General features: G+C 45.8%; 18 protein-coding genes. 6 read left to right on the top strand and 12 right to left on the bottom strand.

Annotated features, from left to right (window positions below):
- Positions 1-4 precede the first annotated feature (4 nt).
- On the bottom strand, positions 5-379 hold the full coding sequence (locus tag PL85_RS01365; RefSeq protein WP_029388298.1) for an ATP-binding protein: 375 nt from the start codon (positions 377-379) through the stop codon (positions 5-7).
- 137 nt (positions 380-516) lie between these two features.
- Here PL85_RS01365 and metA point away from each other — a divergent pair, with 137 nt between their 5' ends.
- Positions 517-1,458, top strand: coding sequence for a homoserine O-acetyltransferase MetA (gene metA / locus PL85_RS01360; RefSeq protein WP_013856656.1), 942 nt, complete (start codon positions 517-519; stop codon positions 1,456-1,458).
- Between the two features lie 145 nt (positions 1,459-1,603).
- Positions 1,604-2,317 (top strand): type IV pilus biogenesis/stability protein PilW, encoded by a 714-nt coding sequence (gene pilW / locus PL85_RS01355; protein WP_064625441.1) that lies wholly within the window; start codon positions 1,604-1,606, stop codon positions 2,315-2,317.
- A gap of 22 nt (positions 2,318-2,339) precedes the next feature.
- Here pilW and PL85_RS01350 read toward each other — a convergent pair whose 3' ends face one another.
- The 3 genes from PL85_RS01350 to PL85_RS01340 all read right to left on the bottom strand — a co-directional run bounded on the left by PL85_RS01350 (position 2,340) and on the right by PL85_RS01340 (position 4,161).
- On the bottom strand, positions 2,340-2,561 hold the full coding sequence (locus tag PL85_RS01350) for a hypothetical protein (protein WP_017042994.1): 222 nt from the start codon (positions 2,559-2,561) through the stop codon (positions 2,340-2,342).
- A 62-nt stretch (positions 2,562-2,623) separates the two neighbouring features.
- Positions 2,624-3,658, bottom strand: coding sequence for a 23S rRNA (adenine(1618)-N(6))-methyltransferase RlmF (gene rlmF / locus PL85_RS01345; RefSeq protein WP_115339866.1), 1,035 nt, complete (start codon positions 3,656-3,658; stop codon positions 2,624-2,626).
- Complete coding sequence (locus PL85_RS01340; RefSeq protein ID WP_094145566.1) at positions 3,658-4,161, bottom strand: M48 metallopeptidase family protein; 504 nt, start codon at positions 4,159-4,161, stop codon at positions 3,658-3,660. Before PL85_RS01340 ends, rlmF begins: the two co-directional genes overlap by 1 nt.
- Positions 4,162-4,326: 165 nt before the next feature.
- On the opposite strand from PL85_RS01340, the gene PL85_RS01335 reads away from it, so the two are divergent.
- Positions 4,327-4,554, top strand: a complete 228-nt coding sequence (locus PL85_RS01335) for a glutaredoxin family protein (RefSeq protein WP_010318599.1) — start codon at positions 4,327-4,329, stop codon at positions 4,552-4,554.
- 23 nt (positions 4,555-4,577) lie between these two features.
- Here the strand turns inward: PL85_RS01335 and PL85_RS01330 are convergent, their stop codons facing one another.
- The gene (locus PL85_RS01330; RefSeq protein ID WP_115339867.1) at positions 4,578-5,447 is read right to left on the bottom strand and encodes a LysR family transcriptional regulator; all 870 of its coding nucleotides are present in this window, start codon (positions 5,445-5,447) and stop codon (positions 4,578-4,580) included.
- Positions 5,448-5,601: 154 nt separating this feature from the next.
- Between PL85_RS01330 and PL85_RS01325 the strand changes: the two genes are divergently transcribed.
- From PL85_RS01325 to PL85_RS01315, 3 genes are all read left to right on the top strand, one after another.
- A complete protein-coding gene (locus tag PL85_RS01325) occupies positions 5,602-6,816 on the top strand; it encodes an MFS transporter (RefSeq protein WP_115339868.1) in 1,215 nt (404 codons plus the stop codon).
- A gap of 69 nt (positions 6,817-6,885) precedes the next feature.
- Complete coding sequence (locus PL85_RS01320; protein ID WP_026027360.1) at positions 6,886-7,452, top strand: DUF1415 domain-containing protein; 567 nt, start codon at positions 6,886-6,888, stop codon at positions 7,450-7,452.
- Positions 7,453-7,595: 143 nt separating this feature from the next.
- Complete coding sequence (locus tag PL85_RS01315) at positions 7,596-8,171, top strand: nucleoside triphosphate pyrophosphohydrolase family protein (RefSeq protein ID WP_010318603.1); 576 nt, start codon at positions 7,596-7,598, stop codon at positions 8,169-8,171.
- 228 nt (positions 8,172-8,399) lie between these two features.
- Here the strand turns inward: PL85_RS01315 and btuD are convergent, their stop codons facing one another.
- The 7 genes from btuD to cobT all read right to left on the bottom strand — a co-directional run bounded on the left by btuD (position 8,400) and on the right by cobT (position 14,556).
- Positions 8,400-9,155, bottom strand: a complete 756-nt coding sequence (gene btuD / locus PL85_RS01310) for a vitamin B12 ABC transporter ATP-binding protein BtuD (RefSeq protein ID WP_010318604.1) — start codon at positions 9,153-9,155, stop codon at positions 8,400-8,402.
- A complete protein-coding gene (gene btuC / locus PL85_RS01305; protein ID WP_174223838.1) occupies positions 9,142-10,137 on the bottom strand; it encodes a vitamin B12 ABC transporter permease BtuC in 996 nt (331 codons plus the stop codon). Before btuC ends, btuD begins: the two co-directional genes overlap by 14 nt.
- 139 nt (positions 10,138-10,276) lie before the next feature.
- Positions 10,277-11,305, bottom strand: coding sequence for a succinylglutamate desuccinylase (locus PL85_RS01300; protein ID WP_064625447.1), 1,029 nt, complete (start codon positions 11,303-11,305; stop codon positions 10,277-10,279).
- Between the two features lie 224 nt (positions 11,306-11,529).
- Positions 11,530-12,132, bottom strand: coding sequence for a histidine phosphatase family protein (locus tag PL85_RS01295; RefSeq protein WP_115339870.1), 603 nt, complete (start codon positions 12,130-12,132; stop codon positions 11,530-11,532).
- On the bottom strand, positions 12,129-12,728 hold the full coding sequence (gene cobU, locus PL85_RS01290) for a bifunctional adenosylcobinamide kinase/adenosylcobinamide-phosphate guanylyltransferase (RefSeq protein WP_115339871.1): 600 nt from the start codon (positions 12,726-12,728) through the stop codon (positions 12,129-12,131). Before cobU ends, PL85_RS01295 begins: the two co-directional genes overlap by 4 nt.
- Complete coding sequence (locus tag PL85_RS01285; protein WP_088728912.1) at positions 12,728-13,528, bottom strand: adenosylcobinamide-GDP ribazoletransferase; 801 nt, start codon at positions 13,526-13,528, stop codon at positions 12,728-12,730. The genes cobU and PL85_RS01285 overlap by 1 nt, the downstream gene beginning before the upstream one ends.
- Positions 13,528-14,556 (bottom strand): nicotinate-nucleotide--dimethylbenzimidazole phosphoribosyltransferase, encoded by a 1,029-nt coding sequence (gene cobT / locus PL85_RS01280; RefSeq protein ID WP_115339872.1) that lies wholly within the window; start codon positions 14,554-14,556, stop codon positions 13,528-13,530. Before cobT ends, PL85_RS01285 begins: the two co-directional genes overlap by 1 nt.
- Positions 14,557-14,624 lie beyond the last annotated feature (68 nt).

The raw sequence follows: 14,624 nt of genomic DNA, 5'->3' as shown, positions 1-14,624 counted from the left end.
TTAATCATTCCTGCCACTGCTGACGCATACGCTCAACAGTGGCATCATCGATACCATGAACATTCTGGTATTGCGCACGGCAAACATTAATCACTAAGGTTGCATGGTAACGTTTAGCCAACTGCTGGTAAGCTCGCATCTCCCAATGTCGAACAAAAGTATTCGCCACAACAACGTCCTCACCTTGCGCTAAGCAGCGCTCCACTTGCTGTTGACACCACCGATGAGCTTGCTCGATTTTATCTGGCTGATAACAATAGTTGCCTTTCTCATTGATAAAATACATATCCGCTTCAAAATGTTTTGCATGTAGCGTCCTTGCTAAGGTGCTTTTGCCTGAGCCGGGTAATCCCCTGATCAAAGTTAAGGTTAGCGCCATGTGTATCCAACAGGTAAGTAAACGGATATCCAATAGTAACCAATTTCACAGCAAGATTCATTTTGCTATCGACATCTGGTTTTGATTGAGTTAAGTTCGGCAGTATAGACGTCCAAAAATAGCTTAGGGAGAAAGCTGTGCCGATTAAGATCCCCGACCAACTGCCTGCCGGTGATGTACTGCGTCATGAGAACATTTTCGTGATGTCAGAAACACGTGCCGCCACACAGGGCATCCGTCCACTGAAAGTTTTGATTTTGAATTTAATGCCGAAGAAAATCGAAACCGAGACTCAGTTTTTGCGCCTGTTATCCAATACTCCGCTGCAAGTGGATATTGAATTACTGAGAATTGATGAGCGCCCAAGTAAAAATACCCCCACTGAGCATTTGGAGAACTTTTACCGTCAATTTGAGATGGTAAAAAATCGCAACTTCGACGGACTCATCATCACTGGAGCGCCTTTGGGGTTGGTTCAATTTGAAGATGTGATTTATTGGGAACACTTAAAAAGCGTGATGGAATGGGCTAAAAATCACGTCACTTCCACACTCTACGTTTGCTGGGCAGCGCAAGCGGGGCTAAAACTGCTCTACAATCTGCCCAAACGAACTCGCAAAGAAAAATTATCGGGCGTTTATCATCATGAAATCCACCATCCCTTTCATCCGATATTACGCGGCTTTGACGACACCTTTTTAGCGCCCCATTCTCGTTATGCTGATTTCTCACCAGAATACTTAGCCGAACATACGAATTTAGATATTCTCGCCACCTCTGATGTGGCGGGTGTGTACTTAGCCTCAACCAAAGACAAACGTAACGTGTTTGTCACAGGTCACCCTGAGTACGACGCACATACACTGCATGGTGAATATATTCGAGATTTAGGTGAAGGGATGGAACCCGCAATCCCAGTCAACTACTACCCCAATGATAATCCAGATAATAAACCAGTCGCCAGTTGGCGAAGCCACGGTCACTTGCTGTTTGCAAACTGGTTAAACTACTGTGTTTACCAACAAACACCTTACGATCTTGAACACTTTAGCGAAGATAAATTTACCAAAGACGATTAGTGTTTCATGCCTGATCATCTCAGTAATGAGGTGTTCAGGTTTTCATCAAACATAGTGCATACTGACTCGCATTCTTCTCTCCTCTTTCTCCCTCGATCTTCTGATTTCCTTATCATGCGTCTAAGCCATTTAGGAGCTGCAGATAATGAAAAAAGTACTGATGATATTGATAATGTTCACGTTATCGGCCTGTGTCACCGTGAACGAAAAGGGTGAGCCTGAAGTAAAAGCGGATCCGGTTGAAATGGCCGAATCTCGCATTGCGCTCGGCCTAGGCTATTTAGAAAATGGCAACATGAGCAAAGCGCGTGAGAACCTAGAAAAAGCCACACAACATGCGCCGACTTACTATCGCTCGCAACTTGCGATGGCTCACTACTACCAAACTGTCGGTGAAACAGAGGCCGCACGTAAAACCTATCAAACCGCGCTTCGCGCCCATCCCAAAAACGGCAATATTCTCAATAACTACGGTACATTTTTGTGTAAGCAGGGCGAATATCAAAAAGCCGATCAATATTTTAACCGCGCCATTGCTCAACCCTATTATTACCTTGTCCCTGCAAGCTATGAGAACGCAGCCTTTTGCGCGTTAAAATCTGGCGATAAAGAACAAGCGCGCTACTATTTTGCAAAAACATTAGACCATGACCCTAATCGAGTTCGTTCATTGCTGCAATTAGCTAAATTGGAAATTGACGCTCAACAATACACGCAAGCTCGCATCCGCTTGATGCAATTTAATCAGCGCTACGGTAACCAAAAAACATCGCTTCAATTATTGGTAGAGTTAGAGAAAAAGGCAGGAAATAAAGCGTTAGAGAAAAAATATCAAGCGGCGCTCGATACCTTTTCCTAACATCGTATTACTAGGGTAAGGGTTATTTGATATTGGTGGGTCTACCGTCTTTGCCACCATTACGGTCACGATAGTGGATACGGCGAAGACGTCTGACTTTCTGAGCGCGCTGAATTTTTTGATATTCTCGATAGATAATACGAATAAAAAACCCAAGCCCAATCATCGCAAGCAAGGCAAACAGATAAGCGAAGGGCTGGCAGATCCAGTCAGGTTGGCAAGGTAAATAAAGGTCAAAGTCCATACCTTACTCCTTCTATTGCTATCTCAACTCACTGACCAATATAGTCAATCAACGAAGTCAGCCTAGCACTTTGCCGCTAACCATTGTTTGCGTTGGCTGTCATTTTGGAAACTCCATGCGATGAATCGACTCACTTTTTGCCCTTGTTGCATTTCAACAACCTTCACCACTGCAGCACCCACTTTATCTAACTGTTTTTGCATCCAACGTACATTCTCTTTTTTAGAGATCAATGTGGTGAACCACAGCACTTGCTGAGCGTAGTGTTGACTTTCAAAGGCCATGTTTTTAATAAAGGCAGCTTCACCACCGGGGCACCATAACTCAGCTTTTTGTCCACCAAAGTTGAGCGTAACCGCCTTACTTCTGTTAGCGTCTTGCCCCGCAATTTCTTGACCTTTTTTGACTCGATTACGCTGTAAATTTTTCAACTTACGTTCGCTGCCTTGCTGCGCCTGTAGTTGTGATGCATGAAAAGGCGGGTTGCACGTGGTGAGATCGTAACGCTCATTTTCTTGAATAATCTGCTTAAAAATGTGTTTTGCATCACTCTGCAAACGGCATTCAATACGCCCATTAAGTGAAGCATTGCCATTAACCACCAGATTGGCGGATTGGATAGAGATAGGATCAATATCGCTACCAACATAGCGCCAGCCGTACTCTGCCACGCCCACTATCGGATAAATACAGTTCGCTCCGACCCCAATATCAAGTGCTTGAACCTTTTCATGCTTGATTGCTGAGCACTCATCTAGCAGCAGATCGGCCACGCGATGGATATAATCAGCTCGACCGGGGATCGGCGGGCACAAATACCCAGCGGGAATATCCCAATGGGCCACATGATAATGATGTGCCAATAACGCTTTGTTGAGCATTTTCACCGCCATCGCATCGGAGAAATTGATGCTCGGCTCACCACTCGGGTTGCGAATAACAAAAGGCTTCAAAGAAGGCAGTGTATTAATCAGCGCGGGGAAATCGTATTGTCCTTGATGCTGATTACGAGGATGTAACCCCTGCTTTGCTTTTAACGCAGGTTTTTTATGGCTCGCTTCAGGTTGGCTTTTCTGCGGCTTCGCTTTGGCTGACATTACTGATCCTCTTTTAAATCGAGATACATCATAAATAATCGTGCATCAAACTCGAGCTGATGATAATTCGGTTCCATATGGCAACACAGTTGATAGAAAGCCTTGTTGTGCTCTTTCTCTTTGATGTGAGCCAGCTCATGTACCACTAGCATGCGCAACAGCGGCTCCGGTGCTTCTTTAAACATGCTCGCTATGCGGATCTCATTTTTAGATTTGATTTTCCCACCATGCACTTTGGCAACATAGCTGTGCAACCCTAGTGCGTTATTGATAATGTGGATTTTATTGTCGTACACCACTTTACTGATCGGCGCCGTTTTTTTCATGTATTGATTTTTGAGATCAATCGCGTAGTTAAACAACGCTTTTTCACTTTGAATCGAATGGCGCTGTGGGTAGCGTTGCTCAAACCAACTAACGAATTTACCGGCCGTGATCAACTGTTCAACTTGTGAAACGAGATGAGGTGGATAGTTTTGTATGTAACGAAAAGATGGATGCATAGCCCAGCAACTGACTCATAAAAAAGGCGCTAAGTGTAACTGAATCAAGCCTGCGTTTCATCTTTCCAATCACAAGGAGCAAGGCTTCGCATCCGAGAGAGTTGAAACTCAGCGCCTCGGTGGGTAAACTTGCCGCCCTTTATGTTCGGTTAATGAGTGAATTGGATGAAACGTATTGTGCTCTACGTCAAAGATAAATGCCCGCACTGTAAAGATGCTCAGCGCTATCTTGACGCCAAACAGATCCCCTACCGCTTATGTAACGCAAAAATGCAACGCGGCCGGAAGGAACTGGATGCGATCGGCGCGCGCAGTGTACCGGCTTTAAAAATTGGTGATCGGATTATGATTGGCTGGAACCCAAACAACTTTGAAAAAATCTATCAAAGTTAATCGAACGATACACATCGCCCCTTTCACACGTACTGTTTCACAAATTCAATAAAAGTACGGTCGGCATTAGACAAATAGCCCTCTTTGCGCCATGCGAGGGCTAAATCTAACCAGACTGGCGGTTCAAAAGGGAGCGCTCGTACATCCGGTTCATGCTCCGTCACAAGCTCTAACAACGCAGTCACTGCGTACTCATGTTTGACAATACTTAAAATCATTGGCAACAGATTGGTTTCAAAAGAGAAATGTGCGCTGAGCTTATGCTCTTTACACACTTTATCAATGAAGTCGCGGTGGAAATAACCGGGCTTAAACATTACCAATTCATGCTCAAAAAAGGTCTTAAAATCTATCGATTCTCGTTGTGCTAACTCATGTTCTTTCCCCACTACCGCCACCATTTGCGATGATAAGAGGGGATCAACCTCTAAATCCGGAGGAAGATCATGATTGAGGATCACGCCAATATCTAGCTCACCACTGAGCAACATTTTTCGAATCGACTGAGTTCCCGCTTCTATCACCGTCATTTTTAGCAAGGGAAAGTGACTTTTAAAAGCCATTACAATTTCTGGAAAGAAATAGGATCCCATCATGCTCGGCGCGCCGAGCCTCACTTCGCCTTTGACGAGCCCTTTAAGCTCATCCATCGCCAATTGTGCATCTTCAAGTTGCTGCAAAATACGAGTGGTGTGTTCATATAACACTTGCCCTTCATGGGTCAGCGTCACTTTTCGCTCATCTCTTTTTAGCAAAACAACCCCTAATTGCTGCTCAAATTTTTTAATCGAAATACTGAGTGCTGGCTGCGCAATGTGCAGTTGCTGGGCTGCTAAAGTAAAGCTGCCGCACTGAACCACAGCCGAAAAATGTTTTAGATGGCGAGTATCCATAGCGTTATGGTTCCACAAAATCAAACGAAGCGAGATTCGTCCAACGAGGTTGGGATATATTTTATATATCACGACGATATTTTTAATATATTTTATTAATCACCAAGCCACTGCTACTGTGATCACAGATACATAACGTAAGTGAAGCGTAATCATGATCGAAATTGGCAGTAAAGAATACCGAAAAGTCACTTGGGGGCTTGCGCTCGGCTCGTTCTTAGTCTTTTGTAATCTCTATCTTTTTCAGCCAATGTTGCCCTACCTTGCTACGCATTTTGCGGTTTCGGAAACTCAAATTAACTGGTTATTTGCCGCATCAACTCTCGCACTCTCCGTCAGTTTAGTCCCTTGGGCAATCAGCTCTGAATCCTTTGGCCGCCGCAAAGTGATGTTATTGGGGCTATTCATGATGCCCTTGATCGGCAGCTTGATGCTGATCAGCCAACAACTGTGGGTGCTGGTTTTAACTCGTGCACTAATGGGCGTCGCATTGGCCGCCTTTGCTTCGGTTGCCGTGGCTTACATGGCTGAGGAGCTTTCACCTCAAGCATTTAGCCAAGCGATTGGCGGTTATATTGCTGCGAATTCATTAGGTGGCATTAGCGGCCGAATTTTAGGCGGTATATTGACCGATGCCTTTGGCTGGCAACAAGCCGTGATTGTGATTGCCATACTTACTTTCGTATGCGCCATCACTGTGCTGTGGTTACTGCCCATTCAACGCAATTTCACGCCGCAACGAGGCTTGTTCTTTCACCACAACCGTGCGCTAGTAAAACATCTTTCTAACCGCACACTGTGGCTAGCGATGCTGATTGGTGGTACTAACTTCGCGCTGTTTGTTAATCTCTACTCAGTGATGGGCTTTCGGCTTGTCGCTGAACCCTACTCGCTACCGATTGGCTTAGCGTCGCTGATCTTCCTATGTTATTTGGCGGGAACACTCAGCTCGAAACTGACCGCCAACTGGACAAAACGCTACAATGCCATTTCGGGCATGATGTTGGGAGCCTTACTCAGTTTGTCGGGGATGTGGCTAGCCTTGATTGAATCGATCCCGTTTATGCTGATCGGTTTAATGTTGATCAGTTTCGGCGCCTTTTTTACCCATACGCTCGCCTACTCATGGGTGAGCCAAAAGGCCAGCAGCGCAAAAGCAACCGCGACTGCTCTGTATTTGGTTCATTACTATGTAGGTGGCAGCCTCGGCGGGTTTTTCCTACTCTATTGCTGGCAAAATGGCGGTTGGCCGGTGGTGGTTTCGGGTGGAATGGTGTTGTATGTGGCGATGTTTTTTCTCTGTTGGAAATTGCGCCATGATGACCGCGCCCTTGCGCACCGCAAACCGCTGCATGAATTGATCAAGTAGTGTTATCCACTCACTTTATCAAAAGACTCATGTTATGCTTGCGCCAAATTGACTGTTTTAATAAGCACTATGAGCGTAACTATAAATAAAACCGCCATCACAACTGAAGTCGAACAGTGGCTTAACGATGTGGTGATTGGCTTAAATCTCTGCCCTTTCGCCGCAAAACCACAACGTAACCAGCAGATCAAAATTTTCGTCAGTGAAGCCGATACTGAAGAACAATTGCTGCAAGATATTTTGCAACAATTGCTAGAGTTAGAAGGCAGCTCGGCACAGTCTCTTGAGACCACCTTAGTGGTGGTGCCAAACATGCTCGAAGATTTTTTTGAGTACAACTTTTTTATCGATTGGGTCGAAGCATTAATTACGCAACAAGATTGGCAAGGCATCTTCCAAGTCGCTACCTTTCACCCTCACTACTGTTTTGGCGGCACACGCCCCGAAGATGACGAAAACCTAACTAACCGTTCGCCGTACCCGATTTTCCATCTTATTCGCGAAGAGAGCATGGAAAAAGTACTCAAGCACTACCCTAACCCAGAAGCGATTCCCGATACCAATATCGCTCGTGTTAGTGCTCTAAGTGACCAAGAACGCCGCCAACTGTTTCCTTATTTGTTTCTCAATAAGTAACCCTGTTCTTTGACCAAACTGATGGCATGGGTCGCAGCTTTGCCATCAGTTTGTTACTATCCATTTTCTTACTGTCAGTTTATTACTATCAATTTGTTACTACGCGTCACAATCCCTGTTAACCAAACCAATGGACCGAGATAATGCATTTATCCAAGCTTACTCAAGAGATTTACGATCATCTTTACCGCGATATTACCGAGTTTCGTAGCACCTTTGATCTCCCCGTTGCTGATGCCAGCAGCTTAAACGATAAAGCTGACACGTTGCATACTTCGCTCGCGATTGAAGAGTTGACTGAACTTGCTGAAGCTGACAATAAAACGGAACAAGCGGATGCGATCATCGATACTGTGTACGTTTTGATGGGTCGTTTAGTCCACCTAGGACATAGCCAAGTGAGTGACAACTTAGCGATCAGCTATTTGATTGATCTTCTGCTCAATGTTGCCGTGAATCGTGGCATCGAATTTATTCCATGCTGGGATGAAGTACACAGCTCGAACATGAGTAAAGTGTGTCGCAATGAAAAAGAGTATGCCGATACCCAAGCCTACTATGCTGAACAAGGTATTGAGCTGATGGCCGTACAAAAAGGCGACTACATTATTGCTAAATGTGCACAAGATTTTGTCTCTGAAGGCAAAACGATTCGCCAAGGTAAAGTGCTTAAATCAGTCTATTACCGTCCTGCTGACCTTGCTTCATTGACGCAATAACCTTGCAAAGACTCATATAAAAAAAACCACCTTGTGGGAGCAAGGTGGTTAAGAGACTTATAAAAAGCCTAACAAGAACGAGAATGTATCGATTCTATTAATGCGATTGGCGTGCCAACTTTCACATAAAACCTAACTATTTGTTTTTAATAGACTTACTATTTTTATCATTCTATCTTCAGCACATTAATGCGCTAAAAGTGTGCTGACTGCACGACAGTTGTGCTTTTAATCAAAGATAAGGTAAGGCTTTCCTTCAACAACAACCTGCTTCACCTGAGTCTGAAACGCTGCACTTAACGCTTGGCTCTCTAATACTTGTTCAACCGAGCCGGAACTTTGCAATACGCCATCTTGCAGTAACAGAGCGCGATCGGCATGGCGCAATGTTCGATTGAGATCGTGATTGGCCATCACTACCGCTATCCCTTGCTGTGCAACCTCTTCAATCAAACGATAAAGCAACCCTTCTTGAGCAATATCAAGAGGCGCCGCAGGTTCATCTAATATCAATAACTGCGCGTAAGGGTTTAAGGTTGGCCAAATTTGCAAGCAAATACCGGCCAAGCGGACACGTTGCCATTCGCCGCCTGACAGTTGGTGAATGGATCGATGCAATTTGTCTTGAATATTCAATCGTTGAGTGAGATGAACCACGGCTTGATTAACAACCTGAGAATGTAAATCGGCGCAACTGGGGATCGCTAAGGCAAGATATTGATAAACATCGACATTAAAAACAGGCTTGTCGTTTTGCGACAGATAAGCTCGGTGCAGTGACAGCGCCTCTAACGATGCGCTTGAAAGCTGAAGATCACCAATGTAGACCTCACCTTGGCTCTCTGTCACGCCAGCTAACGCCGACAGTAAAGTGCTTTTTCCGCTGCCATTAGGCCCAATAACATGCAGCACCTCTCCCGCTTGGCAGGTAAAAGAGAGTGGTAATAAGCGTGATGAAACCTGCAGGCTATTAACGTGAATCATGGTTTTTCAACAACATCCAAATAAAAATCGGCGCACCAATGGTGGTAGTGACGACACCAAGTGGAAGCTCAGCAGCATTAAGCGCCGTTCTGGCAACGGTATCCGCGCAAACCAGTAAGAGTGCGCCGAACAGAGCCGACATAGGTAAAAGGTAGCGGTTTTCAGAACCAAACGCCAAGCGCAATAAATGCGGAACAACCAACCCAACAAAACTGATCACACCGCCCAATGCCACCGCAGCTCCTACCAGCAGCGACACGGAAAAAATCAATTTCCAACGTAGTCGATGCACATCCACACCTAACTGCTTTGCATGAGTTTCGCCCAACATCAGTTTGTCTAACGTTTTTCCTTGCAGAGCAAGCCAGATGATCACCGGAAGCGCAGCTAATGAAAGCGTATGTTGATACCAGCTTGCACCACCAATACTGCCCATCAACCAGTAAACCAGTTGCCTTAAACTGAGATCATTACTGAAATAAAACGCCCATGTCACCACAGCACCAGATAAAATACCCAGCGCCACACCGACCAACAGTAAGCGAGTTGTACTTAAACGCATCGCTTTAGCCATGCTGACCAGTAAAAGAGTAAACACCATCGCACCGACTACGGCACAAAGCATGAAAATTTCAGGGGAGGCCAAGGCAGGGAAGAAAAACAGCACCACTACCATCGCCACACTGGCGCCACCGGAAATACCAAGCACGCCCGGCTCTGCCAAAACATTCCCTAATAACACTTGCAGCGCAGCGCCTGATACGGCTAGTGAAGCACCGATGATGACGGCAGAGAGCAGACGAGGAGCACGAAGTTCAGTCACTAACTGCCATTCCAGTGGTGACCAAGCGTGAAATGGGCTGATAAAGAGCTCACCCACCATCAAATAAAACGCACTCATCGTAATCAACAATGCCAGCATAGCGTAGAGGGCGTAATGCCAGCGACGCTGTTTTTTTAAGAGTAACTGATTGAACGTCATGCGCTTATATGTAAGTAAGAGAAACAATAATGGCCTAACCTTACCGTTAAGCCATTTAAATAGAAAGTGATATACCAAAGCAATCGCCTGTTAACCTTGTCAACAGGCCAAAAGGTTAACAAGCCAAAAGTACCATCGGTTAATCGTATACCAATTGATCGTCTTCATAGCGTGTCGCCACTTTGCACACCATTAACGCGGCGCGCTGGCCTAATGCCACTTTTCGGTTAGGAAATACGATCGCTTCATCTTCATTTTTCGCCATGAGTGGCTTTTCACCATCATGACCAAATACCTCACCATGTTTAAACGCAGTAAAGTTTTCGACGTTATCATCAAACATGAAATCAAAATCGTCATGCAAACGGACGATGGTACGGCTGACACGATAAATAGTTGGCTTTCTTGGCAAGTGTTCAGGTGTCGCATTGGCTACCAAATCGCGCATGGCTAAGTCAAACGCGACTAATCGCTCTAGGTTGTTTTGACCAAGAGGTGCGACTTGCCCCAGCTCAAGCGTTAAAGCTTGCGCGGCAAAATTCTCTGCACTGTACCAACTGAAGGTACTCGAGGGTGAATTTGAAAGCAGCACCGCTTCGATATGCGCACTTTCAATTAATGCCATCAGTGCACGGCTGCGGACAGGATGCCGAGATTTAGGACTGACGGCAAACGAATAATGTTTGGAGTGACGAATCGCACAGTGCAAATCAAGATGCCACCGATTTTGCTCAGCGGTGTGTTCGAAAAAGTCTTTCACTGTCTGTTTGAGATGCTGCGCAATCTCTCTTTCTAGGGAGGCATTGCCCTTTTTATCATCAAATAAACGGTTCAAATTTTCTTGCACGAAACGGGTATGTTGATTCGTCGCCTGAGGATGAGCCACAATAAATAAGCAGCGGTGTTGGACCGCTTGAAAACCTGACTGAATATCATCCACCAGCTTATTGACTAATTCCATTGGCGCAGTTTCGTCACCATGAATACCGCAAGAAATAATGATGTGCTTACTCTCATCGTTGAGATGAGCGGGGATCACTTCGAGCACTCCACGCGAGAGCACTTTAAGCGTAATACCAGCTGCCGTTTTGATTTCGCCAGTGACCATTTCTTGGTCTAAATCCAAACTATCAAATAGGAAAGATTGGCGGAAAAGGGACTTCGTCATGCGTTACTCCTTTATTGCACAGCGGTATGTTAATGAATTGTAGAAGCAATTTATGTTGAGGCGATCCCACTTATCAAGATGGATAAGGGTAAACTTAACTCATCAACGATCGTCTCAATGCCTTATACAAAAATACGCTTAACCAGAGGTTCGGCGTTAATTGCCGGGAATTCTACCATTAAATCTGATAGTTACTCCATACTCTACTGCATGCTCACCCGGTGCTAAATTTGAATTCCGATGCTCTTCACACTCACATTCTTAGCGTTATCTTTTCCTATTTGGATATGAATTAATGATTGATAGTCGATATTCAACACACTATACCAATGGCGGTTTTGCCAATCAGTGCCTAGAACATTGGCAAGTATCATTCTGATTGTTCCACCATGAGCGATGATTAAAGTGTCTTGCTTAATCCCTTTAATCTGAGCCTCCCAAGCACGAGTTACACGCTGATGAAAATCGGCCAAGTTTTCTGCATTCGGTAGTTGATGTTGGGCCGGATTGGTCCACAAAGTTTCCACTACTGGCCACATCGATTGCAGTTCATCAAAGGCCACGCCATCGACATCACCAAAATCCATTTCTTGGAAATCAGGCTCAATTTGGTAATCCAATTTCGGCTGCTGTAAAACCAGTTGCTGCGCTAAATCATGGCAACGGCGTAGCGGCGAAGTAATGATGTTTGAGAAGGAGTAAGGGGATCTCAGTAAAGTGTGAGCGATCTGCTCTTGCCGATGCGCTTCAACGAGCACATCTGTTTTACCATTGAGCGCAGGCCGACCGACGGTTTTACCGTGGCGCATCAAATAGAGATTGATCATTGTGAGCCTTTTAAAGCGATGTCGTTTAGAGCAGTGTCTTTTAAAACGATGTCTTTTAAAACAATCGGTAAGCCCGCCGCAATAAAGCTCACTCGGGTTGCTAACTTGGCTAGCGCTTGGTTAAGCCAGCCCGCGTTATCGACAAATAAGCGCGAAACCTCCCCCAGTGGGATCACGCCAAGGCCCACTTCGTTAGCGACGATAACCAAAGTGGCGGGCGTTTGCTCAACGGCAAAACAGAGTTGCTCGACTCGCTTTTTTATCTCCGCTTCGTGAGCTTGCTGGCCATGGTTATAGATAACGTTATTCAGCCACAGCGTTAAGCAGTCCACCAATACCACATCATGTGCTGAAAAAGTGGCAATTAACTCAGGCAGTTGTTCAGGGCATTCGTGCTCTTGCCATTCCGACGTTCTTTGCTGCTGATGGTGAGCAATCCTTGCCTGCATTTCATCATCAAACGCAATCGCGGTGGCAACATAGTTAAGCTGAGCCTGCGGCAGCCGCATTAACAGCGCTTGGTGTTCTTGCTTTGCGGCCTGTTCAGCGAAACAAGACTTACCGCTACGCGCACCACCCAAAATCAAATGCACCATTATTCAATCAGTCCCATGCTCAAATAACCCAACCCAGCGAATACAATAAGCAGCAGATAGATCAGCAGTTCCATAATCTGTTGTGCAGCGCCAAGGCAATCTCCAGTGAAGCCACCAATACGCGCCATCAACCAAGCTTTGAAGAAAATACGAAAAACTACAGCAACCAATACCAAACTTAAGCTTACCTGCCAACCAAACCATAACGCAGGCGCTAAGCCGCACAGCAGTAGAAAAATGAGCTCTGGAAGGGTTTGTTTATTGGCTAGCGGCTTACTTTTGCTGCTATCGAGATCGCTCACATACGGCATGTCGAAAATCAACGATGCCGCTATCGCACGGCTAAAACTGTAGCCTAGCACCCACACCATCAATACGTTGCCATAACCAAGTAGCGCCTCTAAAAAGAGAAACTTACACAGTAGCGCCATCACTAAACTGGCCGCACCATAAGTGCCAATGCGGCTATCTTTCATGATGCTCAAACGGCGCTCAGCCGTCATTCCTCCGCCAATACCGTCCGCCATATCGGTTAAGCCATCTTCATGAAACGCCCCTGTTAATAGCAAACTGGCCACCATCGTCAGTGCGATGCTTACCTCGTTCGGTAGAATCAGGATCAGCACACTGTAGATGGCACCGCAGATCGCGCCGAGTAATAGACCAACCAAGGAAAAATAGCGCCCAGATCGGTTCATTCGTTCACTGCAATAGGGCGTATTGTTAGGAATAGGAAGGCGCGAGAAAAAACTCAACGCCAACCAGAACAGCTCTAATTGATAAGCGAAAACGCGCAGCATTACACTATCACTCCTGCGTCGGCAAAACTGGCCATGGTGTTGTAGAACTCGGCGGCCGCTTTGACCAAAGGTACGGCTAATACAGCACCCGTTCCCTCACCCAACCTCAACCCTAAATTAAGCAGTGGTGTCGCGTTTAACTGTTCAAGTACGCGTTGATGGCCCGATTCATGGGACTGATGAGCAAAAACCATCAACTCGCGGCAATCCGGTTCAATAAGTGTGGCCACATACGCGGCTACCGTGACGATAAATCCATCCACCAGAATCGGCGTTTGCTGCTGGTAAGCGCCTAAAAATGCTCCGACCATTTGCACAATTTCAAAGCCGCCTACTTCCGCAAGGACCGTTTCTGGATCCAAACCACGGCAGCGTGTTACGCCTTGCTTCACCAGCTGTACTTTTTTCTGATATTGCTGTGTTGAAATGCCAGTGCCGTAACCAACGCACTGTTCAACAGAATGTTCAGAAAGTGCCGCTAATATCGCAGAAGCGCTGCTGGTATTACCAATGCCCATTTCACCAAACATCACTATATTGGACCCCGCACGGATGACCTGCTGCACGGCCTGATTGCCTAGCAATAGCCCTTGTTTCACTTGATCTACAGACATCGCCGCTTGACGAGCAAAGTTCTCCGTTCGGCTACCTAAGCGCTGCACAAAAAAGTGCGGATTGTCGCTTTCTACAGGGAGTAAAATCCCGCAATCTATTACTTTCATCTCGACTTGATTGCTGCGACAAAAACAGTTGATGGCCGCACCACCCGCCAGAAAGTTAAGCACCATTTGCTGAGTCACCGCGCTTGGCGCAATGCTAATCCCTTCATCTGCAATGCCGTGATCGCCAGCAAAGACCAGTACGGTAGGCTTATGAATGGTGATCTGCTGAGTGGGCTGAGGCTGATTTTGACTTTGGATTAAGGCGAGCTGGTGTGCTAATGACTCAAGTTGGCCCAGCGCTCCCAACGGTTTGGTTTTTTGATCGATTCTTTGTTGTATCGCTTGGCTATGATCTTGTTTTAACATTGCTTCTGGGCTCTTCCATGAAAAGAGAAGAGTTTACTCGTATTCGCTAGTATCGGCTAGGTTTTGCC

The sequence above is a fragment of the Vibrio anguillarum genome (genome assembly GCF_001989995.2).
GTDB classification, from domain to species: domain Bacteria; phylum Pseudomonadota; class Gammaproteobacteria; order Enterobacterales; family Vibrionaceae; genus Vibrio; species Vibrio anguillarum.
This window is presented reverse-complemented; position numbering and strand designations above follow the sequence as displayed.